Source organism: Mycobacterium sp. (assembly GCF_044223235.1).
In the GTDB taxonomy this organism is placed as follows: Bacteria; Actinomycetota; Actinomycetes; order Mycobacteriales; family Mycobacteriaceae; genus Mycobacterium.
Genome location: NZ_JBGAME010000002.1, coordinates 491,239 through 514,934 on the forward strand (window position 1 = coordinate 491,239; position 23,696 = coordinate 514,934).

Sequence of the window (23,696 nt, forward strand, 5' to 3'; positions counted from 1 at the left end):
ATCCCGAACAGCGCTCAAATGCCGAACAGCTTGATGCCCGCCCAGAGGGCGAGCACGGAGGCCGCCAGCGTCAGCGGCACGGTCAGCAACCCGATCAGGCTGAACTCCGCGAATCCCGCCGCCATACCCTCGCGGTGCACCGCGCTGCGCCACAGCAGATTCGCCAGCGAACCCACATAGGTCAGGTTGGGACCGATGTTCACGCCGATCAACACCGCCAGCACCGCGGCCGGACCGGAGCCGGCGACCAGCGGGAGCAGCACGAGCACCGCGGGCAGGTTGTTCACGACGTTCGACAGCACGGCGGCGATGCCCGCGATGGCGAGCAGCGACGGAAGGGAACTGCCCGCGGGCAGCAAGTAACGCATGGCGCCGTCGAGGCCTTGCTCCATCACGGCGTCGACCACCACCCCGAGGCACAGGACGAACGCCAAGAACGGCACGTTGAAGGATCTGAGGATGCCCGCCACGGTGCTGCGCCGATGGAGCAACCCGCGGACGCCGAGCACCACCGCGCCGGCCAGGGCAGCCCATGCGGGGGAGTGGCCGGCCAGAGACGTTACGACGAACCCGATCAGTGTCAGCATCAGCACGACGAGGACGAACACCGGGATCTCCGCAGGCGGCGGCGCGGTGTCCGGTGGGGCGGCGGTCAGATCGCGCGCGAAAATCCATCGCAGCACGATGAACTCGGTGGCGATCGCCACCAGCCATGGCAGCGCCATCAGGGCGGCGAACCGGGGGAACGACAGTCCGGCCGCGGTGAAAGCAAGCAGGTTGGTCAGATTCGACACCGGCAGCAGCAGCGACGCGCTGTTGGCCAGGTGCGCGGTGGCGTACGCGTGTGGCCGCGCGGACACCGCCAGCGTCCGTGCGGTGGCGAGCACGACGGGCGTCAGCAGCACCACCGTCGCGTCGAGACTGAGCACCGCCGTGACGCCCGCGGCGATCGAGAACACGCTAGCCAACAGGCGATGCGGGCTGCCCCTGCTCCAGCGCGCCATCGCCACGCCGGCGGCGTGGAACAACCCTTCGTCGTCGCACAGCTGGGCCAGAACCAGCACCGCCGCGAGGAACGCCACGACGGGAAGCAGGCTGTTGACCTCGGCGACGGCGTCGTCGAACGAGAGCACCCCGGCAGCGATCAGCACCCCCGCGGCGGGCACCGCGGCCACCGCCTCGGGCCATCCTCGTGGCCGCACCAGGGCGAACGCCAGTACAACGACCAGCGCCACCAGCGCCAGTGTCAACTCCACGGGTCGGTGCGCTCCCACAGCGCGGGCAGATGGAGCGAGACGCCGACCTCCTCGGCCAGCCGGCCGAGCACCCGCAGCGTCTCCACCCAGTACTCGGCCGGATAGCGCTCGGACTGCAGGTCGCGCTGTCCGACGCCCAGACACGCCACGTCGGCCTGAACGCTCGCGCGCGCGCCGGGGACGAAGCCCGCGCTGCCCACCACCAGCAGCCGCCGACCGGTGAGGCCATGATGCACCACCGCCGACCACGCCACGCCGCAACAGTAGGCGGAGGCCCGGACAGGCGGCACGACGGGTTCGACGATCGCTCCGGGAAAGCGGTCGGGGGACTGTGCGCGAAGTCGATCAGCGTGACGTCGAACCCTAGGGTCGGCGGCCTCCACGGTAGGACCGGCCGTAGCGGCGGGTGAATCGTTCGACGCGCCCCGCGGTGTCCGCATGGCGCGCCGAACCCGTCCAGAACGGATGGGATGCCGCGCTGATGTCGACGACCACCAACGGGTAGGTGTCTACACCCGATTCGGTGGCCCACTCGATCGTGCGCGTGCTGGTGATCGTCGACCTGGTCAGGAACGCATCGCCGGTGGTGGCGTCCCTGAACACCACCGGGTGGTAGTCCGGGTGAATGTTTCGCTTCATATGTCCTCTCCGGTGTCGTGTCTGCCGGCGTTGTCCGCCGCGGGGGCGGCCATGTCGCCGCAGGGTTCCTCATGCCAGTCGCCGAACGGATCTCCGTAGGTCTCCCACTCGTCCGGGCGCGACGCTTCGTCGTCGTCGAGCAGGGCGCCGTTGAGCGCGTCCAGCAGCTCGGCAGGTACGGCTCCGCAGACCAGCATGGTCATCGCGATGTGCCGGTCGCCGAACACGTCGTCCCACTGCGTTGCCGCCAGGGCCAACCGCTGGGGATCGATATAGGCACGCTCACGCGAACTCATCGCGGCCAGCCACCGCCCGGCGTTGCTGAACCGCAACCCGCCGCCCGCCGACTCGATCCACATCACGTTCTCGGGGCGGGTTGCCAGCCAGGCCCTGCCGCGGGTGCGCACCACACCGTCCAGCAGGAGGTCCAGCGCGGCGTGTAGCCGGTGCGGGTGGAACGGCCTGCGCGCCGAGAACTCGACGAGCGCCACCTCACCGTCGGGCTCCAGCGGCGGCTGCCCGGCCAGCAGTGGGTCGTGCGGCTGCCGGGCTCGTCCGCGGGAACTGTTCGGGTCCAGATGACCCAGAGCGGTCTCCAGCCGGGTCGGTCCGACGGTGATCCGCGCCCACGGTGTCAGCCGGCGCAGCAGTGCGAGGGTGGTCCGCTCCGGCTCGCTCAGCACGAGGACATCGGCGAACTCCGCCTGCCCGACGACCACCTGGGCAACCGTGCGGCCATCGTGCAGTTCCTCGTCGCCCACGGCCTGGGTGCGCCAGTTGGCCGTGTCGATACAGGTCACGACCCCGTGGACGGACACGTCGCGCGCGGCCGGGCCGTCGATGTATCCGGGCCCAACCCGAACGGCCATGTTGTCGATCGCCCAGCACACCGGCTCGGGCTCCAGCCAGGGCGGCAGGGCCACCACGATGCGGGTGACGTCGCTGCGGCGGTGCAGCCTGCGCAGCAGCACCAGCAGGTCGTCGCGGATCGTGCACGACACGCACCCGTTGGCCAGCTCCAGCGCCCACTCCGAGCGGCTCTGCCGCGTGCCGACCGTGCGCACGACGACCTGACCGTCGAAGCGGTGCCAGACCGTCACGGTTCCCGGGGCGGCGGCCAGAACGTCGACGACGTCGACTACCTCCTCGGTTTCGCTCTGACCGGCGACCAGGACGACCGGAGTCCGCATGTTTCCGCACACCTCGTTCAACTATTGAAAATGGTTGTCGTTATCATTAGACACGATACATCCAACTTCACGAGGAGGCTCATGTCCGCCCATTGCCAGGTGACCGGCCGCAAGCCGGGATTCGGCCACACCGTCTCGCACTCGCACCGGCGCACCCGGCGACGGTGGAATCCCAACCTTCAGACCAAGACCTACTACCTGCCGTCTGAAGGGCGCCGGATCACGCTGAAGGTCAGCGCCAAGGGCATCAAGACGGTCGACCGCGACGGTATCGAGGCGGTCGTCGCCGGGCTCCGCAGGCGGGGGCAGAAGATCTGATGGCGCGCAACGAGATTCGGCCGATCGTCAAACTCCGGTCAACGGCGGGTACCGGGTATACCTATGTCACCCGCAAGAACCGCCGCAACGACCCGGATCGGCTGGTGCTGCGCAAGTACGATCCGGTGGCGCGCCGCCATGTCGACTTCCGCGAGGAGCGCTGATGGCGACGAAGGCGAAGATCGCCCGCAACGAGCGGCGCGGGATGCTGGTGGAGCGGTACGCCGAGCGGCGCGCCAAACTCAAGGACATCATTCGTCGACCGTCCAGCACGCCCGATGAGAAAGCGGCCGCTGTCGTTGCACTGCAACGACTTCCGCGTGATTCCAGCCCGGTGCGGCTGCGTAACCGCGACGCCGTCGACGGCCGGCCGCGGGGCCACCTGCGCAAGTTCGGGCTGTCCCGGGTGCGGATGCGGGAGATGGCGCATCGCGGCGAACTGCCGGGTGTGAGAAAGGCGAGTTGGTGAACCATGGCACAACGGAAACTTCGCGCGGGGCGGGTGAAGGTTCAACCCGTGCCGGTGCGGCGCAAGCCGAATCCGCTGGACTCCCGTGGTATTCAGGCGGTCGACTACAAGGACGTCCAGCTGCTGCGTACGTTTATCTCCGAACGGGGCAAGATCCGCTCCCGGCGAGTGACCGGCCTGACCCCGCAGCAGCAGCGACGGGTGGCGGCCGCGATCGAGAACGCGCGCGAGATGGCGTTGCTCCCGCGGGGAGGTCGCTAGTACCCGTATGGATTTCGTGGGGGCGGGATCTCGGTTGCGCGGTGGATCTCCATGACCGGGATGGCCAATCCCGAGGAATCATGCTGTCCCGGAGGAACTGTGCCCTCGACCTCGATCCACGCACCGTCGGGGAGCCGGCGCAGCGTCGGGGCCGCGGGTCCGCTGACATGGATGCGGGCCAGTCGCGCGTCGGCCGCACAGCAGATGATCACCACCCTGGCGAGGTCGGTCTGTCCGCCCTCCTTCATCGTGAACCCGGTGACGGTGATCGTCCGCCGACACGTCGACCACCGACGGCGTCGTCGCCTGGGGGCGAATGGCGGGCGGAACGACGAAGGCCAGCAACGCAATCGGCACAATGAGCAACCAGGCGATCCCGGATCGGTGGCTGTGTGCGGCGCTATCGGTGTGATGCCGGCGTCCATGGCGGATGTCGCGGACCATGGCGATCAGCGCCAGGGCGATGAGCAGCAGCGCCGTGCAGGCCAGCCAGGGCAGCAGCGCCGGTTTGACGTAGCGGGTGTACGCGCCGGTGACGGAGATGATGGCGATGCTGAGCCCGACCAGCAGCAGGACGACGTTCTCGGTCTCGCGGCTCATCGCGGACCCATCAGGAAACCCACGCATACCGCGGCCGCCGTCGCGATTGCGAATGTCAACGGAGCGAACCGCACGGCAAAGGAGCGGCCGAACATGCCCACCTGCATGGCAAACAACTTCAGGTCCACCGCCGGGCCGACGACCAGAAAGACCAGCCGCGGAATCAAGGGCAGCATCGTCAGGCTGGCCGCCACGAAGGCATCCGCTTCCGAACACAGCGCCAGCACGACCGCCAGCAGAGCCATGGTCAGGATGCCCAGCGCCAGCTGGCCGCCCAGATGCTCGAAAACCCATGCGGGAACGGCGACATGCAGCGCGGCCGCGGCGGCGGCGCCGATGACCAGATACGAGCACGCCTGCAGGAAATCGTGCCGCGCCGCCTCGGTGAACAGGCTCCACCGTGACTCATCGGTGCGCCGCGTGTCGGGCAGGCGGCGGGTGATCCACTCCGGCCGGCCCCACCGCGACCAGAGGGCTCCCATGATCAGCGCGGTCACCAGTGACGCCACGCATCGCGCGACGACCATCTTCGGCTGGCCGGGGAACGCCACCGCGGTGGAGGTGAGCACCACCGGGTTGATGGCGGGCGCCGCGAGCATGAAGGTCAGGGCCGCGGCCCCGACCTGGCCGTCGCCGAACAGTCTGCGCGCGATCGGGACCGAGCCGCATTCGCATCCGGGCAGCACGGCGCCGCCGGCGCCGGCGACCATGATCGCCGCACCCCGGCGCCGCGGCAGCCAGCGCAGCAGCCGCTCGGGTGTCACACACGCCGCGATCACACCGCTGACCACCACGCCCAGTGCGAGAAAGGGCATGGCCTGCACGAAGATTCCGCAGAACACGGTTGCCGCGGTTGACAGCACTGGCTGGCCGTTGACGAACGAGCGCAATGTGCTGCCCAACAACGCCAGCGCCACTATTCCGACCACCAATATTCGCATTGAATCGATGCGGCCGCGTCTGATCGGCGGGTCGGCGGTCACTGGGTCATTCTGCCAGCGCCACGTTCGTCCGCGAACCGGCCAGGCGCGCCGGTACGCGTCGAACTCCGGCGAACGCGGGTGACAGTCAGCGAAGAGCCAGCGTTGGGAAAAGTAATGAAGAAACCAGCAAACCTAGCGAAACCTGTAGCGCCGCAACACCGCTACCTGCACGGTAAGGTAACGAGATGATCATTCACGGACTTCTGGCGAAAGCCGCAACGACGGTCGTAACGGGTGCGGTCGGGGTCGCGGCCTATGAGGGGATCCGAAAGGCCCTCGCGAAAGCGCCGGTCCGCGAGGCGACAGTGAGCACTACGGCCTGGGCGCTGCGCGGTATCAGGAAGGCTGAGGAGGGAGCCGAGTCCGCGCGGCTGACGGTGGCCGATGTGATGGCCGAGGCTCGGGAGCGGATCGGCGAGGAGGTTCCGCCGCCTGCCGTTGCCGATGTCCCGCATGACCACGACCACTGATCGGCGACCCTTGACCTCAGTGGCCGGGCTGACGGTGGTGTCGGATGCCGGCGGCCGGATGCGGCTGCACGCGCCGTGGTTCCGCAACGACGTGCGGCGGGCGGTGGGCATCGAGGACGCCGTCGACCAGGTTGTCGGCGTCCGTGCCGTGCACGCGTATCCGCGTACCGCATCGGTGGTGGTGTGGTACTCGCCGCGTCGGTGTGATCGCGACGCGGTCGTCGCGGCGGTGTCCTCGGCCGCCGAGGTGGCGCGCGCCTTGATCCCGGCGCGGCCGCCGCGATCGGCGGACGTCCGCAACGCCGACGTGCTGCGGATGGCACTGGGTGCGTTCGCGCTGGTGGCGCTCGGTGTCAGGCGGTACGTCTTCGCGCGGCCGCCGCTGCTCGGTCCTACCAGCCGGCTCTTCGCGACGGGAGCCGCCATCGTCACCGGCTACCCGTTCCTGCGCGGGGCACTGCGCACGCTGCGCGGTGACGGGCGCGCGGGGACCGATGTGCTGGTCTCTGCGGCGACGGTGGCGAGTCTGGTGCTGCGGGAGAACGTAGTGGCGCTCACCGTCCTGTGGCTGCTCAACATCGGTGAATATCTGCAGGATCTGACCCTGCGGCGGACCCGCCGGGCTATCGCGAACCTGCTGCAGGGCACCCAGGACACTGCATGGCTTCGGCTGGCCGACGGCACCGAGGTCGAAGTGCCCATCGATGGTCTGCACATCGGTGACGAGGTTGTCGTCCACGAACAGGTGGCGATCCCGGTGGACGGGGTGGTGACCGACGGCGAGGCGATCGTCGACCAGTCGGCGATCACGGGTGAGAACCTGCCGGTGACGGCGATGCCGGGCGCACCCATCTACGCCGGTTCGGTGGTCGTCAAAGGACGTCTGGTGGTTCGCGCCGACGCCGTCGGGCGGGACACGACGATCGGCCGCATCGTCAGCCGGGTCGAGGAGGCCCAGCAGCACCGGGCCCGCATCCAGACGGTCGGCGAGAACTTCTCGCGGCGGTTTGTGCCCGCGTCGTTCCTGCTGGCTGCGGCGACGCTGGTGGTAACCCGCGACGTACGGCGCGCCATGACCATGCTGCTCGTCGCGTGCCCGTGTGCTGTCGGGCTGTCCACACCGACGGCGATCAGCGCGGCGATCGGCAACGGCGCGCGGCGGGGAATCCTGATCAAGGGCGGCTCGCATCTCGAAGAGGCGGGCCGGGTGGACGCCGTCGTGTTCGACAAGACCGGAACGCTCACGCTCGGCCGTTCGGTGGTCACCAATGTTGTTGCATTCCACAAGGATTGGGATCCTGAGCAGGTGCTGGCCTACGCGGCGAGCTCCGAGATCCACTCGCGACACCCGCTGGCCGAAGCCGTGATTCGCTCCACGAAGGAGCGGCATATCGAGATTCCGCCGCATGAAGAGTGCGAGGTGATCGTGGGCCTGGGCATGCGGACCCGCGCCGACGGCCGAACGTTGCTGTTGGGTAGCCCGTCGCTGCTGCGCCGCGAGAAGGTCCGGGTGACCAAGCGGGCCACGGACTGGGTGGATGAGCTGCGGAGCCGATCTGAAACACCCCTGCTGTTGGCGGTGGACGGCCGGCTGGTGGGGCTGGTGGGCCTGCGCGACGAGATCCGGCCCGAATCGGTCGCCGTCATCGACGCGCTACGGGCGTCGGGGGTGCGGCGGGTGGTGATGCTGACCGGCGACCATCCCGACGTCGCGCGCGCGGTGGCCGAGCAGCTGGGCATCACGGAATGGCGCGCGGAGGTGATGCCTGAGGAAAAGCTCGAGGTGGTCCGGGCGCTCCGGGCCGAAGGTCACACCGTCGCCGTGGTGGGGGACGGGGTGAACGACGCCCCCGCGCTCGCGGAGGCCGACATCGGCATCGCGATGGGACTGGGCGGCAGCGACGTCGCGGTCGAAACCGCCGACGTGGCGCTGGCCAGTGACGATCTGCGGCGGTTGCTCGACGTCACCGCGCTCGGCGGTCGCGCCGTCGACGTGATCCGGCAGAACTATGCGATGTCGATCGCGGTCAACGCGGTCGGATTGCTCGTCGGGGCCGGTGGAGCCCTCTCACCCGTGCTGGCGGCAATGTTGCACAATGCGTCATCGGTTGCGGTGGTCGCCAACAGCGCCCGGCTGATCAGGTATCAACTCGACGAGGAGCCCTCGGCTACCCAGCGGTGAACGGCGCCAGCTCGATGCCCTCATTGTGAAGACGGGTCCGCACGCTCGCGGCGATATCCACCGCTGACGGTGAATCACCATGCACGCAAATGGATTCGACGGAGATGCGGATCGTCGACCCGTCCACCGCGACCACCCGGCCCGCGGTGACCATCGAGGCCACGCGGTCGGCGATCTCGGCCGCGTCATGCAGCACCGCATTGCGTTCCCGACGGGACACCAGCTGGCCGTCGGGCCGGTAGGCGCGGTCGGCGAACGCCTCCGGCACGGTGCGCAGACCCAGTCGTTCGGCCTCTGCGAAGAAGGCCGACCGGGCCAGGCCCAGCACCGGGAGTTCGGGGTCGACGGCGTGTACCGCCTCGGCGACCGCACGCGCCTGGTCGCGATGTGAAACAATCGAATTGTACAGTGCACCATGGGGTTTCACGTACGTCACGGCTGTCCCAGCCACCCCGGCCAGGGCCTGTAACGCTCCGATCTGATAGATGACATCGGCGGCCAGGTCGTGGGGCTCGACATCGAGGAAGCGCCGGCCGAAGCCGGCGAGATCGCGGTAGCCGACCTGCGCACCGATCCGCACCCCGCGGGCCGCTGCCGCCCTGCAGGTGCGCAAGATGAGCGCCGGATCGCCGGCATGGAATCCGCACGCCATGTTGGCGCTCGTGACGAGGTCGAGCATCGACTCGTCGTCGCCGATCTGCCATACCCCGAAGCTCTCGGCGAGATCGGCATTGAGATCCACGCGCGGGGGTGACACGGTTGCCAGCCTAATCGCGCTCGCGTTCGGCGAGTACGGTGACGTCGTGGGTAAGGCGCGCGACGCGGTGCTGATCACCGCCGACGAACTCGCCCGGCGCAGGAACGCGGGCGTGCCGACGACGATCCTCGATGTGCGATGGGAGCTGATGCGCCCCGACGGTGCCGAGCAGTACGCATCCGGGCACCTGCCGGGTGCGGTGTACGTGTCGCTGGATGACGAACTCAGCGATCATTCCGTCAGCGGCCGTGGGCGTCACCCGCTGCCGTCGGGCGGAGAGCTGCAGGCCGCGGCGCGGCGCTGGGGTATCCGCCGCAACGTGCCGACGGTGGTGTACGACGACTGGAATCGCGCCGGTTCGGCCCGTGCGTGGTGGGTGCTGACCGCCGCCGGAATCGCCGATGTCCGGATCCTCGACGGCGGCTTGCGCGCGTGGACCGAGTCCGGGTATCCGATTGAAACGGGTTCTGTCACACCGCAACCCGGTGACGTGACGGTGCTCCACGAGGACCTGTACCTGGGGGCGTTGCCGACGCTGTCCGCCGCGCAGTTGCCGGACTTCGGCGGTGTGCTGCTCGACGCGCGGGCCCCGGAGCGGTTCCGTGGTGATGTCGAGCCGGTTGACCCGGTGGCCGGACACATCCCGGGCGCACGTAATGCGCCGAGTACCGCCGGGCTGACCCCGGACGGGCTGTTCCCCTCCGATGAGGACCTGACCCGGTTCTTCGCCGGGGTGGGCGTCGGCGGCGGTGAGCCGACCGGGGTCTACTGCGGTTCCGGCGTGACCGCCGCGGTGACGCTGGCCGCACTGGCCGCGGTGGGCGTGCGGGGGGCGCTGTTCCCCGGCTCCTGGTCGGAGTGGGTCTCCGAGCCCGCCCGGCCGGTGGCCACCGGCCCAGACTGACCCAGACTGACCCCGACTGACCGGCTGGCGAGCTCAGTTCGTCGCTCGCGACCGGCGGATCCAGTCGGCATGCGTCCCCATCGTCGGGGGCAGGCTGTGCTGGCTCCAATCGCCGCGTTCCAGCCACCCGCACAGGGTCTCGATGTCCTCGCGGGCGTCGATCGGCCCCACCCGCAGCGCGGGTCCGGTCGGTTTGCGATCGGTGGAGCAGGGCTGCAGCAGCACCATCACGCCGGGGCCGGTGGGGCGCACCGCACATATGAACCGGCCGAGCATGCAGTCGGCCCGTACCAGCACACCGTGCCGACAGCGGCCGATGGTGTCACGCAGCGCTTCCAGCACCGAGGTGGCCAGGTCGTCGGCGCAGCCGGTGCAGACGACGGCGGTGAAGGCGCGCTGTGTGGCGCGGCCGGGCCGCGTCATGGCCGGTCAAGGGTCGCGTGGTGGTGGGTGGCGCCCCAGCGGGGCAGGGGATCCTCGAAGGTGCGCCACCGCCGTTCGCCCTGTGCCAACTCCGCGTTGGTCAGCAGCGCGGCCCTCAACAGGTGCCTGAGGGTGGCGCGATCGATGTTCACGCCGATGAACACGATCTCCTGGCCGGGTTCGAATTCGGCGGTCGACCAGTACTGTGCGGGCTCGATGACCAGGTTCGGCCCCGCCTGCGACCAGATCGCCGCGATATCCGGCCTGCTGGCTATCCAGCAGAAGCCCTTGCTGCGCAGCAGCCCCGTCATCCGGTCGAGCGCGTCGCACAGCCGTTTGGGGTGAAACGGGCGCGCGGACCGGAACGTCATCGACCCGATGCCGTACTCCTCGGTCTCCGGCGTGTGACCGCCGGCGAGTTCCTCATCCCAACCCGCGACCTGGGCGGCGGCGACCGGGTCGTAGCGGCCGGTCTGGAGCACCTCGGCGATATCGACGGCGCCATGATCGGAGCGGATCAGCTTGGCGGTCGGATTGAGCCGCCGCACCACCGCCTCGACCGCGCCCAGATCGCCGGGGGCCACCAGGTCGGTCTTGTTGAGCACGATCACGTCGGCGAACTCCACCTGATCGACCAGCAGGTCGGCGATATTGCGTGTGTCCCCGTCGCCGGCCGCCAGCCACCGGTCGGCCAGAGCTTCACCGCGGGCGAGTTCGGTCAGGAACGTCGAGGCGTCTACGACGGTCACCATGGTGTCCAGCCGGGCCACATCGCCGAGGCTGAACCCGCCGTCGAACTCCCAGCTGAAGCTCGCCGCCACCGGCATCGGCTCGGAGATTCCCGTCGACTCGATCACCAGCTGGTCGAAGCGCCGCTGACGGGCGAGTGCGTCGACGGCCTCGATGAGGTCTTCACGCAGGGTGCAGCAGATGCAGCCGTTGGTCAGCTCGACGAGCTTCTCTTCGGTGCGATCCAGATGGCCCTGCCCTGCGATCAGCGCGGCGTCGATGTTCACCTCGCTCATGTCGTTGACGATCACGGCGACCCGCCTGCCGTCGCGGTTGGCCAGGATGTGGTTGAGAAGGGTGGTTTTTCCCGCTCCGAGGAATCCGGACAGCACGGTGACGGGCAGTAGATCGGGTGAGGTGGCATCCACTCGGTAATGATAACCGTTTTCATTAAGGGGTCGCGTCGGGACCTTGCAACTCCCCCCGAACTCGCGCGCCGCAATTGCAAACGGTTATCGTTATCATGTGATTGCTTCTCCTGCGATCCGGTCGCTGATAGCCGGACTGGTCCTCGCCGCCCCCTTCGCCGCTACGGCATGCTCAAGTGGCGGAGAGTCCGCGCCTGCCGCGTCTCCGTCCGCGTCAGCAACCGGGGAGGCGGCGGGCGGCGCATGCCCGACCGCGCCAGTGGCCGTGTTGGTCAGCGTCGACCAGTGGGGCGACATCGTCTCGGCAGTGGGCGGCCAGTGCGCCACGGTCGCCACCGTGCTGGCCGGTTCGGCGATCGATCCGCACGACTACGAACCCGCACCCAAGGATGCCGCCCTCTTCGAGGGTGCCCAGCTCGTCGTGATCAACGGCGGGCACTACGACGAATGGGCCGCCAAACTCGCAGCGAGTTCAGCCCCGGATGCCCCGGTGGTCAACGCGGTCGATATCAGCCACGGTGGCGCGACCAACGAGGCCGCGGGCCATGGTCGCGACGCGGAGGGGTACGACCACGGCGGCGAAGACAATCCGCACGTCTGGTACAGCCCCGCCGCGGTGACGGGCGTCGCCGACGCCGTGACAGCCGAGTTGACGAAACTGGCGCCCGGTGCGGCGGAGTACTTCACCCAGCGGCGTGCCGAATTCGCCAGTGACCTCGGGCCGTACGATGCGCTCATCACGTCGATCAAGGCGAACGCGTCCGGAAAGACCTACGCGGCCACCGAGGGTGTGTTCGATGACATGGCCGGAGCGCTCGGGCTGGTCGACCGCACTCCCGAGGGCTATCAGGTGGCGTCGGCGAACGAGACCGATCCGTCACCGGCCGACCTCGACGAGTTCCTGCGTCTACTCGCCGACCGCGGTGTCGACGTGCTGATCTACAACACGCAGACGGAAGGTTCGCTGCCCGAACGGATCCGTGCCGCGGCCGAGCAGGCGGATGTGCCCGTCGTCGAGGTGACCGAGACCGTACCGCCGGGTACGGCGTCGTTCCAGGCCTGGCAGACCGACCAGCTGAACCGACTCGCCAAGGCGCTCGATGTCCCTGCCTGACTCCGCTCCCACGCTGCCTGCGCTGACGTTTCACGACGTCAGCGTCGTTCGCGGCCGCCACGCCGTGTGGTCGGGTGCCGATTTCGATGTGCCGGAGGGAGGCATCGTCGCGGTCATCGGACCGAACGGATCGGGTAAGACGACCCTGTTGCAGGTCGTTCTCGGCCTCATCCCGCGGGCGTCGGGCAGCGTCGAGGTATTCGGACATCCGCCCGGAGAGATCAACCACCAGATCGGGTACGTGCCGCAGAACTACACCTCGAACTCCGACGAAGCCATCCGCGTGCGTGACGCGGTCATGCTGGGCCTCAACGGGCACCGCTGGGGTTTCGGCAAGACACGTGGGCCGCAGCAGGCTCGCGTCGACGAAGCCCTGGCCGCCGTCGATGCCGCGGCGCTGGCGGGCAGGCGGCTGTCGCAGCTGTCCGGCGGCCAGCGGCAGCGCGTCGCGCTGGCCGCCGCGTTGGTCGGACGGCCGCGGCTGCTCATCCTCGACGAACCGCTTGCCTCACTCGACCTCACCAACCAGCGTGAGATCGTCGCCCTGCTCGACCGGATCAACAGGGACGTCGGGGTAACCATCTTCGTGGTCGCACACGACCTCAACCCGCTGCTGCGGGTGCTGACCGGCGCCATCTACCTCAAGGACGGCGTCGCCCATTACGAGCCTCTCGACCATGCCGCGGAACCAGACCTGCTCACCCGCCTCTACGGCGCGCCGATCGAGATCGCGCACCCGCACTCCGACCCGTACCTGCGCAGGACCAGTTGACCACCACCTATCTGGCCGCGGTGGGCTACCAGGACAACTGGTGGCAGATCCTGACGTCGGCGTTCATGCGCAACGCGCTCGTCGGGGGCACCATCGTGGCGTTGGCCGCAGGCCTCATCGGGTACTTCGTGATCGTGCGCAACACCGTCTTCGCCGCGCATGCGCTCGCGCACATCGGGTTGCCGGGCGCGACGGGGGCCGTGCTGCTCGGCCTACCGGTGGCGTTGGGGCTGGGCGTGTTCTGCGTTGGCGGGGCCCTGGTCATCGGCGCCCTCGGCAAGCGGGCGAGTGACCGGGAGGTGGCGACGGGCACCGTGCTGGCCATGGCCACCGGACTCGGCCTGTTCTTCAGTTCACTGGCCACCCGAAGTTCGAGCACGATGACCAATGTCTTGTTCGGGAACCTGCTTGCCATCACCCACGAACAGATCGTCACGTTCGGTGTGCTGCTGGCGCTGCTGGCGCTGTGCATGGGCATCATCTATCGCCCGTTGCTGTTCTCGTCGGTCAACGCGCAGGTGGCCGAGGCCAAGGGCGTCCCGGTTCGGGGCCTGTCGATCGTGTTCATGATGCTGCTCGGACTGTCGGTCACGATGGCGGTGCAGGCGGTCGGAACACTGCTGCTCTTCGCGCTCATCGTCACCCCCGCCGCGGTGGCGATCATGCTCACGGCGCGCCCGGCGGTCGCGATGGGAGTCTCCGCCGCGCTGAGCGTGCTGTCGGTGTGGGCCGGTCTCGGGCTCTCGGCGATGTTCAACGCGCCGCCCAGCTTTCTCGTCGTCACTATCACCTGCGGGGTGTGGGCGGTGGTCTGGGCGAGCGGGCGGGTGCTGACTCGGTCGGCCGGCCAGGTTCTCGCCACGTGAGGCGCCGCACCGGTTAGTAATCCGTGCCATCGACCGGCATCGGCTAATCTCAGAGAACATGTCCAGGATTCCCAACCCCAGACGGCGGGCAACCCTGGCCTCGTTGGCGGCCGAATTGAAGGTGTCCCGCACCACGATCTCCAACGCCTACAACCGCCCCGATCAACTTTCCGCGGATCTTCGGGAACGTGTGCTGGCGACCGCCAAACGCATGGGATACCCCGGTCCCGACCCCGTGGCGAGATCGCTGCGCACGCGTAAAGCCGGTGCCGTCGGGCTGATGATCACCGAGCCGCTGAACTACTCATTCAGCGATCCGGCAGCGCTCGATTTCGTCGCTGGGCTGGCCGAATCGTGTGAGGAGGCCGGTCAGGGGCTCCTGCTCGTCGCGATCGGCCCGAACCGCAGCGTCAGCGAAGGGATGGCCGCGGTGCTGGCCGCCGGCGTCGACGGCTTCGTGGTGTACTCGGCCTCCGATGACGACCCCTACCTGTCGGTGGTGCTGCAGCGGCACCTGCCCATCGTGGTGGTCGACCAGCCGATGGATGTTCCTGGCACCTCGCGGGTCTGCATCGACGACCGCGACGCGATGCGCAGGTTGGCCGAATATGTTGTCGGACTTGGACATCGGGAGATCGGCCTGCTGACCATGCGGTTGGGCAGGGAGTGGCCACACGACAGCCGCCAGCCTGCCGTCGCCGATCCGGAGCGTGTCCGGACACCGCACTTTCACGTCCAGCGCGACCGCATCCGGGGCGTGTATGACGCCATGGAGGCCGCGGGGCTGGACCCCGCGTCGTTGACGGTGGTGGAGAGCTACGAACACCTGCCCTCCTCGGGCGGGGTGGCCGCGGAGGTGGCGCTGGAAGCCAATCCGCGTCTCACCGCGCTGATGTGCACGGCCGACGTGCTCGCGCTGTCGGCGATGGACCACCTGCGGGCGCGGGGGATCTATGTTCCCGGGCAGATGACGGTCACCGGGTTCGACGGCATTCCCGATGCGCTGCGGCGGGGACTGACGACCGTCGCGCAGCCGAGTATGGAGAAGGGACGCAGGGCCGGGCGGCTGCTGCACAACCCGCCGCGGTCGGGTCTTCCGGTGCTCGACGTACTGGCAACGGATGTGGTGCGTGGCCGCACCTCGGGGCCGCCCGCCTAGCTCAGGGGCACTGCAGGGGACGGCCAGGGAACGCTCAGCCGGCCGGTGCCAGCATCTCCTTCCAACCACTGTCTGCCGGGTTGTCGGAGTTACTCACCGAGTACTTGACGCCATCGGGTCCCACGACTTCGCCGCTGGCCGGGTTGTAGATCGCGGTCGTTCCAGGTGCCGGAGTGTAGATGCACGGGTTGGGTTGCTGTCCGCTGCAGGTCACCGTGCCCTGCAGTGGCGGACTCAGCGGGTCGCTGACGGGGGCCGGCGTACCGGGCAGCCGGTCGGCGGGCAGCGGATTGTTGCCCGTGTTGATGGTCGGCGCGGGGATCACCCGGCCCCCGGACACGGGCTGATCGCAGCGCGCCGCCGGTGCGGGGCAGTTGCGGATCTGGTTGGGGTCGCCCAACCACGGGTTGGTGCCCAGCGGCACATACGGTTCGTCGCTGCGGCACTCCCGCGGGGTGGCCGCCCGCTTACCCGGCACGTCGGCGCACGGATAGTTGCGCGCCCCGCGCACCGCGTTGGCCTGGTAGTCCTTGGGAATCTTGCAGTACAGCCCGGACTCCAGCGGCGCGGTGCTGGTGTCGGCGGGCGAGCGCCACTCCGATGCGGGCAGGAATCCCGTCAGGCACGCAGGCGGCTGGTTGATCGACAACCCGAAGTGCAGCAGACCCTCACCGGGGAACACGGTGCCCATCTCCAGGGGCGAGGCGCCCTGAGGGAAGTAGACGAAGGCCTGCTCGAGGCCCTTGTTGTAGCGCTTGAGCATGTCGGTGATGACGGCGACGTTGGCCAGGGTCTGCGGCAGCGCCTCGCGCACCCCGCTGAACACCGCGTTGAGCTGGTCGGCGGTAGGGGCGGCCTGCTGCAGTCCGCTGCGCAGCGCCCGGTCCTGTTCGGCGGCTTGGGCGGCCAGGGTGTTCAGGTTGCGTGACCAGCGTTCGATCGCGTCGCCGGAGTTGACCTGGCTGTCCAGGATGGGGGCGGAGTTGGCGATGATGTCGTTGACGGGGTCGATGTTGTCCTTGAAATCCTGGGCGATGTTGGTGGTCGAATCGACCAGCCGCTGCAGCGCGGGCCCCAGACCACCCACCGACTCCGACGTCTCGGTCAGCAGCGCATCGATCTTCTCCCGGGGTAGCACCGCCAGGCCCTTGTAAGCCTGGTCCAGCGCGGGACCGACTTCGCTTGGCACCGTGGTGTGGGTGATGGTCTGGCCATCGCTGTAGTACTGACCCGACTCGCTCGCGGGTACCAGGTCGATGTACTGCTCACCGATGGCTGTGACAGAGCGGACGTTGGCGGTGGTGTCAACGGGTATCCGGAAGTCGTGGCCGATGCTCATCGTCGCCCGGGCACCTGTCGTGGTCGGCTCGACCGCGGTGACCTTGCCGATGGTGGTTCCCCGATAGGTGACGTTCGCCGTCGGATACAGCCCGCCCGAACGGGGGAAGTCCGCGTAGAGCGTGTACTGACCGATCCCGGCCAGCGTCGGCACCCGCAGATAGTAGAAACCCAATGCGCCGAGAGCGACCAGCGTCAGTATCGCGAAGAGGATCAGTTGAATCTTTATGAACCGTGTGAGCAACGCCGATTCACCTCACGCCGTCGAGCGGCGGAACCTGACGCACGGCCCCTCCTCGGTTGGACCCCCATAGCCGTCCCCGCTGACCACGTATCGCGAGTGACAGGACTGTATCTGACCTGGGGGCCGCGGCGCTGGGATTCCGCTGATGAAGCTGCCGAAGGCTCAGGCCGGGGTGGGCCCCACCGGCTTGGGAGGCGATGGCTTGATCCGTGGGGGGGCCGACGTCGTGGCCAGTAGCTGCGCGCATCGCAGCAACCCGATGTGGCTGTAGGCCTGCGGATGATTGCCTAGCGCCCGCTCGGCAACCGGGTCGTATTCCTCGGAGAGCAATCCGGTGGGTCCCGCGGCGGTGACGAGCCGGTCGAACAGGGCCTCGGCCTGGGACCGCTGGTCGATCAGCAGGTACGCCTCGACGAGCCACGCCGCGCACAGGTGGAAGCCGCCTTCGGTGCCGGGCAGCCCGTCGTCGCCGCGGTAGCGGTACACGGTCGCCCCGCTGCGCAACTCGGCCTCGGTCGCGGCCACCGTTGCCGCGAACCGCTCGTCGGCGGGGTCGATGAGGCCCGATAGCCCGATGTGCAGGGTGGCGGCGTCCAGGTCGGTGCCATCGTAGGCGGCGGTGAATGAGCTGACCTCGTCGTTCCAGCCGCGATTGCAGACCTGTTTGGCGATCACGTCACGCAGCGTGGACCATCCTGGCGGGGCGTCCCTGCCGAATTCCGCGGCCAGCGCGAGCGCCCGGTCGACGGTCACCCAGCACATCACCTTCGAGTACACGTGGTGCCGTGGGGCGCCCCGGATCTCCCAGATGCCGTGGTCGGGTTCCACCCACCGGCTGGCGACGGCGAACACCATCTCGCTGACCAGGTTCCAGTCCGCGTCGGTCAACGGATCGGCGGCCCCGCCCGCCTTCCGCCGGTGCGCGAGATCGGAGATGAGCTGCACCACGGGGCCGAAGACGTCGAGCTGAACCTGGGCGTTCGCGGCGTTGCCCACCCGCACGGGCCGCGATCCGGCATAGCCGGGCAGCGAGTCGATGACCGCCTCCGGCCCGAGCTGGGTGCCGGCCAGCGTGTACAGCGGGTGCAGCCGCTCGGGCCCGTGTGTGGTCTCGATGACGCGGTGCAGCCAGTTCAGGTAGCCTTCGGCCTCATCGGTCGAACCGAGCGACACCAGCGCCGATGCGGTCAGGGCGGCGTCGCGGATCCAGCAGTAGCGGTAATCCCAGTTGCGCACCCCGCCGATCTCTTCGGGCAGTGACGTGGTGGCCGCGGCCATGATGGCACCCGTGTCGGCATGTACCAGCCCGCGCAGGGTCAGCGCCGAGCGCTTCATCAGATCCGGCTTGCGCGGCGGCAGCGCAAGGCCGGCCGCCCAGTCGGACCAATAGCTCCCCGCGCGCTCGAGGCGCGATACCGCGTCAACCGGAGATTCGGTGAGATCCTCTGTGCCGCAACGCAGTTCGAGGACAACCGGGCCCTTGGACGGGTCGATGACGGCATGGGCGGTCTCGTGCACACCGTCGGGGACCACGGTCCATTCGACCCCAGGCGACCGCAGCACCATCGGCTCGTTGGTGGCGAACACCCGCAGTCCGCCGTCGTCTGCGCGCAGTTGCACCGGTGCCTGGGCGAACTCGGGACGCGGTGCGAACGAGACCACGGCCTTGGCCCGGCCACTGATCACCCGGATCAGGTCCGTGCGGCCCGCGCCGACGTCGTGGGACAGGTAGTCGGTGACAAGGAGGCTGGCCCAGCGTGTTTCGGTGGTCATGGTGCCGTCGACATAGCGCTGGCTCAGCGGCAGTGCCTGACGTTGCGGCCCGATGGAGAAGTGGCCGGAGGTGGCATCCCCGAGCAGTCGGGAGAACACCGCGGCCGAATCCCCGTGCGGGTGGCACATCCACACGACGTCCGCGTCGGGGGTGAGCAGCGCGACGGTGCGGGAGTTCGACAGCATCGTCAGCCGCTCGATGGGTGTGCTGTGCCCGCCATGCAGCCAGATGCGCCGTGCGTCGAACAACAGTTCCAGTGCGGCCGCCACGTCTTCGGGTGACTCGACCCGGAATCCCGCCAGGGTGTCGCCCGGCCCGACCTTGATCCCGATGTCCGGACCGTGCAGGCGGCGGAACGCCTTCTCGTCGGTGACGTCGTCGCCGATGAAGACCGCGGCCGACGCGCCCTCCTGATGCCGAAGGATGTCGAGGGCCTGTCCTTTGTCGGTTTGGATCACCGCGAACTCCAGGACCGCCTTTCCCTCGGTGATCTCGGCGTCCCACGCCTGCGCCGCGGTGTGGGCCTTCTGCAGCGCCTCGGCGGCGTCGGCGGCGTCGGCATTGCGCACGTGGAGTGCCACACTGGCCGGCTTGATCTCGAGCGCAACCCCGGGATGCTCGGCGGCGATCGCGCCGAGGGCGTCCTTGATCCTGCCGAGCAGGGCCTTGGCGGCGTCGTCGATGGCGCGCACGAAGCCGGTGTCGAACTCGGAGCCGTGGCTGCCGACCAGATGCACCTCGGCGGGCATGCGCGACAGCGCGGCCAGATCGCGCAGCGCCCGCCCGGAGATCACGGCGGCCGTCGTCGACGGCAGGCCGGCCAGGTCGCGCAGCGCGGCCGCCGACCCGGCCAGCGGTCGCGCGTCGTCCGGGTTGGACACGATGGGCGCCATCGTGCCGTCGTAATCACAGGCGACGAGAAGCCGTGGAACCCGCGCTGCGGTGGTCAGCGCACGCTTGAGTTCCAGGGGAAGGTCGTGCGGGCGACGCGCACCGGGGGGCTGGGTGGACACCCCTAGATTTTAGGGTGCTCGCCATCCCCGATGAGCAACCTCACAGCGAGGTCGAGGCGCTTGCTGACGTCGGTGGCCGACGCCCGCCGGGTTAGCCAGGCGAGCAGGTTGGACAGCCAGATATCCGAGATGACACGGGCAATATGGTATTGATCCTCGGTGGGCTCTCCGTCACTCATGGCCCGTGCGAACATCGAATCCATCAACCTGCCGACGTGATCAACCTCACCGGCCGCGGACGCGTCGGCGAAGACGAACGCCCGTGTCATCGCCTCGGTCAGCATCGGGTTGCGCTGCATGGCCCGGTTGAGCTTGCCGATCATCAGGTTGAGCCGCTGATAGGGCGTGCCCCCGGTCAGGGAGGTCCGGTCGGTCTTGGCGTCGATCCGTTCGAACTCCCGCCCGAGCGCGGACACCAGCAGGTGCACCTTCGACGGGAAATACCGGTACAGCGTGCCCACGGCGACGTCGGCGCGTTCGGCCACGGCGCGCATCTGAACGGCTTCGTAACCGCCCTTCGATGCGATGGCCAGCGTTGCATCGAGGATTCGCTTACGACGTTCGCGCTGCGCCTCTGAACCCAACGCGGATTCTGCGCGGACTGCCGCGTTCGTCACCTCACGCGGCCGTGCCCCAGACCCTGAGGGCGGATCGGGATGTGTTGGCGACGGCATCCGGCGGAAACTCCTTCATCGTGCGGGCTGGGTTGTGTCCAGCTCTGGTGGTCGACCTGACGGTCGAGCGCAGGCAATACTAGAACACGTTCTAGTGACTCGCATGGCTTTCTCGACACGCGCTGCCTGACCGTCTGCTCGGTCTTCCGCGCTGGTCCTTCGCGCCTCCGCGGTCGCGTGGGCCCACCCGGGTGCCCCGAAGTGGCAGGCTAGGGCCGATGGTGGCGGAGTTCCGATTGCTCGGCGACATCGAGGCCCGCATCGGCGGGCGTCGAGTCGAGATCGGGCATGCCCGCCAGCGGTGCGTTCTCGTCGCATTGCTCGTCGATGTGAACCGGCCGGTGCCGACGGCGCAGCTGGTGGATCGGGTGTGGGCCGATGACCCTCCGCACCGAGTTCGAAACGTGTTGGCGGGCTACCTGTCCCGGCTGCGCACCCTGCTTGCCGACGCAGACGAAGTGTTGATCTCCCGCGAGCCCGGCGGCTATGTCCTGCGGACCGATCCGCTCACGGTCGATCTGCACTGCTTCCGCAGCCTGGTGAGCCGAGCCCGTGCGGGATCCGAACCCGACGCCGCCGGCCTGTTCGACGCGGCGCTGGACCTGTGGCACGGTGAACCGTTCGCCGCGCTGGACACCCCCTGGGTGAGTGATGTCCGCACTGCGCTGGAGGCCGAACGACTTTCGGTCGTGCTCGACCGCAACGACGCGGCGCTGCGCGCCGGACGGCATGCCGAACTGCTCGGCGAGCTGGCCGCGGCGCTGCAGGCTCAGCCGCTCGACGAGCGGCTGGCCGGGCAGCTCATGTTGGCGCAGTATCGAAATGGCAGGCAATCCGATGCGCTCGACACCTTCCGCGCCATCCGCGAACGGCTCGTCGACGAACTCGGGGTGGACCCCGGTTCGGCACTGCGCGACGTGCACCAACGGATCCTATGCGGCGACCCGGACCGCACCGCGGCGGCCCGGGAGGTGCGCCCCGCCCAACCGCGGCCGGTCGCGGAAACCCGACCATCTGACGATCTGCCAAGGCGCACAACGAGTTTCATCGGCCGCGAGGACCACGTCGCCGACGTTGCCGCGGCCCTGCGGGATGCCCCGCTGGTCACGCTGACCGGGGTGGGCGGTGTCGGCAAGACGCGGTTGGCGCTCGAGGTCGCCGCCACCGAAGCGGCCCGGTTCGGCGATGGCGCGTGGATCTGTGAGCTGGCCCCGGTCGAGGGGGGTGACGCCGTGATCCATGCGCTGACCGCTGGTCTTCGCCTACAACAACAGCAGGGTCTCACCATCGAGGACTCCCTCATCGAGTTCCTGCGGACCCGGCACGGCCTGCTCCTCGTCGACAACTGCGAGCACGTCCTCGAGGCCACGGCGCGGCTGCTGGACCGGATCGTGCGGCAATGCCCACGGGTGGCTGTCTTGGCCACCAGCCGGGAACCGCTGGGCATCGCGGGCGAACAGATTCTGCCCGTGCCGCCGTTGTCGGTGGACGACGCGACGCTGCTGTTCGCCGACCGGGCCCGGGCCGGCCGCCCCGACTTCCGGCTGGACCACGAGCCCGCCGGCGCCGTTGCCGAGATCTGCCGCAGGCTCGACGGGCTGCCGCTTGCCATCGAACTCGCCGCCGCCCGGATGCGGGTGATGAGCTCCATCGACGTCGCCCGCCGGCTGGACCGGTTACGGCTGCTCAGCGGTGGCGCCCGCACCGCACATCCCCGGCAGCAGAACCTGATCGCGACGATCGACTGGTCCTATCGCCTGCTCACCCCACCGGAACAGGCGTTGTTCACGCGGCTGTCGGTGTTCGCCGGTGGCTTCGATCTCGATGCCGTGCACGGGGTGTGCGCCGAGGCGGACGCCACCGAGGATGACACCCTCGAAATGCTCACCGGCCTCGTCGACAAGTCGATGGTGGTGGTGCGCGGGGAAACCGGATCGACCCGGTACAGCCTGTTGGAGACGCTGCGCGCCTACGGTCGAGAGCGCTTGGGTGAGCAGGGCATCGACGGCATGTGCGCCGCGCGGCATGCCGCGTATTTCACCGGGCTGGCCGAGCGGGCGTCGGCCGAGTTGCAGGGCCCCGACGAGCGGGCCTGGGTGCAGCGGATGTTGCCGGACAACGACAACCTGCGTGCGGCGTTCGAACGCGCGATGGCAGTCGACGACACCGACCTTGCCGTTCGGTTGGTGACGTCGATACCCGAACTCGTCCACCTGCGCCTTGGTTACGAATCCGCGGGCTGGGCCGAGCGGACGATCGAGCGTACCGACCCGGGCCATCGACTCTTCGCCGCTGCGGTGGGATTTGCCGCCCGCGGCGCCTGGAACCGCGGCGACCACGCCCGCGCGGTCGAATTCGCGGACCTCGCAAGGGACCGCGTGCCAGGCCGGGGTACGGGCCGAGTGGCCTATCCCGCCGACGTGCGCGCCGACGTCGCTCTGTATGAGGGCGATGCGGTGGCGGCGCTGGACCACTACCGCGCGGAGATGGAACGCGCACGCCGAGAAGGAGATCCGATCCGGCTGGTGTGGACGTTGTTCTACGTCGCGATCTGCCATGCCGCCCTGCGCACACCCGACGAAGGCCGCGCCGCAGCGGAGGAGGCCGTCCGCGTCGCGGAGGACACCGGCAACCCCACCGCGCGCGCCATGGCAGGCTACGCGCTCGGCCTGGTACTCAAGAAGTCCGACCCGGATCGGGCGCTGAGGCTCTTCGCCGGCGCCGCCGCGCAGTCGGAATCGGTACACAACTTCTGGTGGCACGGCATCGCGCTGATGGAGGCGGCCGCGACGCGTTCGGTGCACGGCGACGCCGCCTCGGCGGCCGCCGAACTCATTGTGGTGCTTGGCCATTGGGACCGGGTGGGCGACTGGAGCCAGCAATGGCTCAACCTGCGCTACGTGACGCGGCTGCTGGTGCGGTTGGGCGCCGGTGAGGACGCCGTCGCCGTACACGGCGCGCTCGTCGCGGCGGGCAAGCCGTCGCCGCTGAGCGCGGGTCAACTCGCCGCCCTGCCCGCCCCGGAGCCCGGCGCGCCGCTGAGCGGACCCCAGGCGGTGGTGCGGGCGCGCGAAAGCCTGGCTCGTCACCTGTGACCATCGACCGACCCGGAATCGCTGGGCGGCAACGATTC

General features: G+C 69.0%; 23 protein-coding genes and 1 pseudogene. 12 read left to right on the forward strand and 12 right to left on the reverse strand.

Translation table 11 applies throughout. From position 1 onward, the window contains the following. Positions 1–14: 14 nt before the first annotated feature. From ADBZ6K_RS05395 to mrf, 4 genes are all read right to left on the reverse strand, one after another. A complete protein-coding gene (locus ADBZ6K_RS05395; protein WP_526344901.1) occupies positions 15–1,250 on the reverse strand; it encodes an SLC13 family permease in 1,236 nt (411 codons plus the stop codon). Further along, positions 1,247–1,510 (reverse strand): hypothetical protein, encoded by a 264-nt coding sequence (locus ADBZ6K_RS05400; RefSeq protein ID WP_526344802.1) that lies wholly within the window; start codon positions 1,508–1,510, stop codon positions 1,247–1,249. Before ADBZ6K_RS05400 ends, ADBZ6K_RS05395 begins: the two co-directional genes overlap by 4 nt. 109 nt (positions 1,511–1,619) lie before the next feature. Further along, positions 1,620–1,895, reverse strand: coding sequence for a type B 50S ribosomal protein L31 (locus tag ADBZ6K_RS05405; protein WP_526344803.1), 276 nt, complete (start codon positions 1,893–1,895; stop codon positions 1,620–1,622). Next, positions 1,892–3,085 (reverse strand): ribosome hibernation factor-recruiting GTPase MRF, encoded by a 1,194-nt coding sequence (mrf, locus tag ADBZ6K_RS05410; RefSeq protein WP_526344804.1) that lies wholly within the window; start codon positions 3,083–3,085, stop codon positions 1,892–1,894. The genes ADBZ6K_RS05405 and mrf overlap by 4 nt, the downstream gene beginning before the upstream one ends. Positions 3,086–3,166: 81 nt before the next feature. Between mrf and rpmB the strand changes: the two genes are divergently transcribed. The 4 genes from rpmB to rpsR are packed head-to-tail and all read left to right on the forward strand — an operon-like array spanning position 3,167 to position 4,133. After that, positions 3,167–3,403, forward strand: coding sequence for a 50S ribosomal protein L28 (rpmB, locus tag ADBZ6K_RS05415; RefSeq protein WP_526344805.1), 237 nt, complete (start codon positions 3,167–3,169; stop codon positions 3,401–3,403). Next, a complete protein-coding gene (rpmG, locus tag ADBZ6K_RS05420) occupies positions 3,403–3,567 on the forward strand; it encodes a 50S ribosomal protein L33 (RefSeq protein ID WP_526344806.1) in 165 nt (54 codons plus the stop codon). Before rpmB ends, rpmG begins: the two co-directional genes overlap by 1 nt. Further along, positions 3,567–3,872, forward strand: coding sequence for a 30S ribosomal protein S14 (rpsN, locus tag ADBZ6K_RS05425; protein WP_526344807.1), 306 nt, complete (start codon positions 3,567–3,569; stop codon positions 3,870–3,872). The genes rpmG and rpsN overlap by 1 nt, the downstream gene beginning before the upstream one ends. A gap of 3 nt (positions 3,873–3,875) precedes the next feature. Then, positions 3,876–4,133, forward strand: a complete 258-nt coding sequence (rpsR, locus tag ADBZ6K_RS05430) for a 30S ribosomal protein S18 (RefSeq protein WP_526344808.1) — start codon at positions 3,876–3,878, stop codon at positions 4,131–4,133. On the opposite strand, the pseudogene ADBZ6K_RS05435 reads toward rpsR, so the two are convergent. Beyond that, positions 4,130–4,733: pseudogene (locus tag ADBZ6K_RS05435) on the reverse strand (TIGR03943 family putative permease subunit). The gene rpsR and the pseudogene ADBZ6K_RS05435 sit on opposite strands and share 4 nt — an antisense overlap. Continuing rightward, positions 4,730–5,674, reverse strand: a complete 945-nt coding sequence (locus ADBZ6K_RS05440) for a permease (protein WP_526344902.1) — start codon at positions 5,672–5,674, stop codon at positions 4,730–4,732. The pseudogene ADBZ6K_RS05435 and the gene ADBZ6K_RS05440 overlap by 4 nt, the downstream one beginning before the upstream one ends. Before the next feature lie 227 nt (positions 5,675–5,901). Here ADBZ6K_RS05440 and ADBZ6K_RS05445 point away from each other — a divergent pair, with 227 nt between their 5' ends. Together ADBZ6K_RS05445 and ADBZ6K_RS05450 are read left to right on the forward strand one after the other, a co-directional pair. After that, on the forward strand, positions 5,902–6,186 hold the full coding sequence (locus tag ADBZ6K_RS05445; RefSeq protein WP_526344809.1) for a DUF1490 family protein: 285 nt from the start codon (positions 5,902–5,904) through the stop codon (positions 6,184–6,186). Continuing rightward, complete coding sequence (locus ADBZ6K_RS05450) at positions 6,170–8,368, forward strand: heavy metal translocating P-type ATPase (protein WP_526344810.1); 2,199 nt, start codon at positions 6,170–6,172, stop codon at positions 8,366–8,368. The genes ADBZ6K_RS05445 and ADBZ6K_RS05450 overlap by 17 nt, the downstream gene beginning before the upstream one ends. Here the strand turns inward: ADBZ6K_RS05450 and ADBZ6K_RS05455 are convergent. Beyond that, positions 8,355–9,134 carry a LamB/YcsF family protein gene (locus tag ADBZ6K_RS05455; RefSeq protein ID WP_526344903.1) on the reverse strand — a complete coding sequence of 260 codons (780 nt, stop codon included), beginning with the start codon at positions 9,132–9,134 and terminating at the stop codon, positions 8,355–8,357. The genes ADBZ6K_RS05450 and ADBZ6K_RS05455 overlap by 14 nt on opposite strands. A 37-nt stretch (positions 9,135–9,171) precedes the next feature. On the opposite strand from ADBZ6K_RS05455, the gene ADBZ6K_RS05460 reads away from it, so the two are divergent. After that, positions 9,172–10,029 carry a sulfurtransferase gene (locus tag ADBZ6K_RS05460; RefSeq protein WP_526344811.1) on the forward strand — a complete coding sequence of 286 codons (858 nt, stop codon included), beginning with the start codon at positions 9,172–9,174 and terminating at the stop codon, positions 10,027–10,029. 33 nt (positions 10,030–10,062) lie between these two features. Here the strand turns inward: ADBZ6K_RS05460 and ADBZ6K_RS05465 are convergent, their stop codons facing one another. Both ADBZ6K_RS05465 and ADBZ6K_RS05470 read right to left on the reverse strand, forming a co-directional pair. Next, on the reverse strand, positions 10,063–10,452 hold the full coding sequence (locus ADBZ6K_RS05465; protein ID WP_526344812.1) for a hypothetical protein: 390 nt from the start codon (positions 10,450–10,452) through the stop codon (positions 10,063–10,065). Continuing rightward, positions 10,449–11,609 (reverse strand): GTP-binding protein, encoded by a 1,161-nt coding sequence (locus tag ADBZ6K_RS05470; protein WP_526344813.1) that lies wholly within the window; start codon positions 11,607–11,609, stop codon positions 10,449–10,451. The genes ADBZ6K_RS05465 and ADBZ6K_RS05470 overlap by 4 nt, the downstream gene beginning before the upstream one ends. Before the next feature lie 115 nt (positions 11,610–11,724). Between ADBZ6K_RS05470 and ADBZ6K_RS05475 the strand changes: the two genes are divergently transcribed. From ADBZ6K_RS05475 to ADBZ6K_RS05490, 4 genes are all read left to right on the forward strand, one after another. Further along, complete coding sequence (locus ADBZ6K_RS05475) at positions 11,725–12,723, forward strand: metal ABC transporter solute-binding protein, Zn/Mn family (protein WP_526344904.1); 999 nt, start codon at positions 11,725–11,727, stop codon at positions 12,721–12,723. Continuing rightward, positions 12,710–13,495 carry a metal ABC transporter ATP-binding protein gene (locus ADBZ6K_RS05480; protein WP_526344814.1) on the forward strand — a complete coding sequence of 262 codons (786 nt, stop codon included), beginning with the start codon at positions 12,710–12,712 and terminating at the stop codon, positions 13,493–13,495. The genes ADBZ6K_RS05475 and ADBZ6K_RS05480 overlap by 14 nt, the downstream gene beginning before the upstream one ends. 65 nt (positions 13,496–13,560) lie before the next feature. Further along, positions 13,561–14,361 carry a metal ABC transporter permease gene (locus ADBZ6K_RS05485; RefSeq protein ID WP_526344905.1) on the forward strand — a complete coding sequence of 267 codons (801 nt, stop codon included), beginning with the start codon at positions 13,561–13,563 and terminating at the stop codon, positions 14,359–14,361. A gap of 58 nt (positions 14,362–14,419) precedes the next feature. Beyond that, the gene (locus tag ADBZ6K_RS05490) at positions 14,420–15,520 is read left to right on the forward strand and encodes an Rv3575c family transcriptional regulator (RefSeq protein WP_526344815.1); all 1,101 of its coding nucleotides are present in this window, start codon (positions 14,420–14,422) and stop codon (positions 15,518–15,520) included. Positions 15,521–15,554: 34 nt separating this feature from the next. Here ADBZ6K_RS05490 and ADBZ6K_RS05495 read toward each other — a convergent pair whose 3' ends face one another. The 3 genes from ADBZ6K_RS05495 to kstR all read right to left on the reverse strand — a co-directional run bounded on the left by ADBZ6K_RS05495 (position 15,555) and on the right by kstR (position 20,563). Beyond that, entirely contained in the window at positions 15,555–17,102 is a 1,548-nt protein-coding gene (locus tag ADBZ6K_RS05495; protein ID WP_526344816.1) for a virulence factor Mce family protein, read from the reverse strand. A gap of 162 nt (positions 17,103–17,264) precedes the next feature. Continuing rightward, positions 17,265–19,844 carry a trehalose-phosphatase gene (otsB, locus tag ADBZ6K_RS05500; protein WP_526344906.1) on the reverse strand — a complete coding sequence of 860 codons (2,580 nt, stop codon included), beginning with the start codon at positions 19,842–19,844 and terminating at the stop codon, positions 17,265–17,267. A gap of 47 nt (positions 19,845–19,891) precedes the next feature. Next, positions 19,892–20,563 (reverse strand): cholesterol catabolism transcriptional regulator KstR, encoded by a 672-nt coding sequence (kstR, locus tag ADBZ6K_RS05505; protein WP_526344817.1) that lies wholly within the window; start codon positions 20,561–20,563, stop codon positions 19,892–19,894. Positions 20,564–20,781: 218 nt separating this feature from the next. Here kstR and ADBZ6K_RS05510 point away from each other — a divergent pair, with 218 nt between their 5' ends. Beyond that, entirely contained in the window at positions 20,782–23,658 is a 2,877-nt protein-coding gene (locus tag ADBZ6K_RS05510) for an ATP-binding protein (protein ID WP_526344818.1), read from the forward strand. The last annotated feature ends 38 nt before the right edge of the window (positions 23,659–23,696 follow it).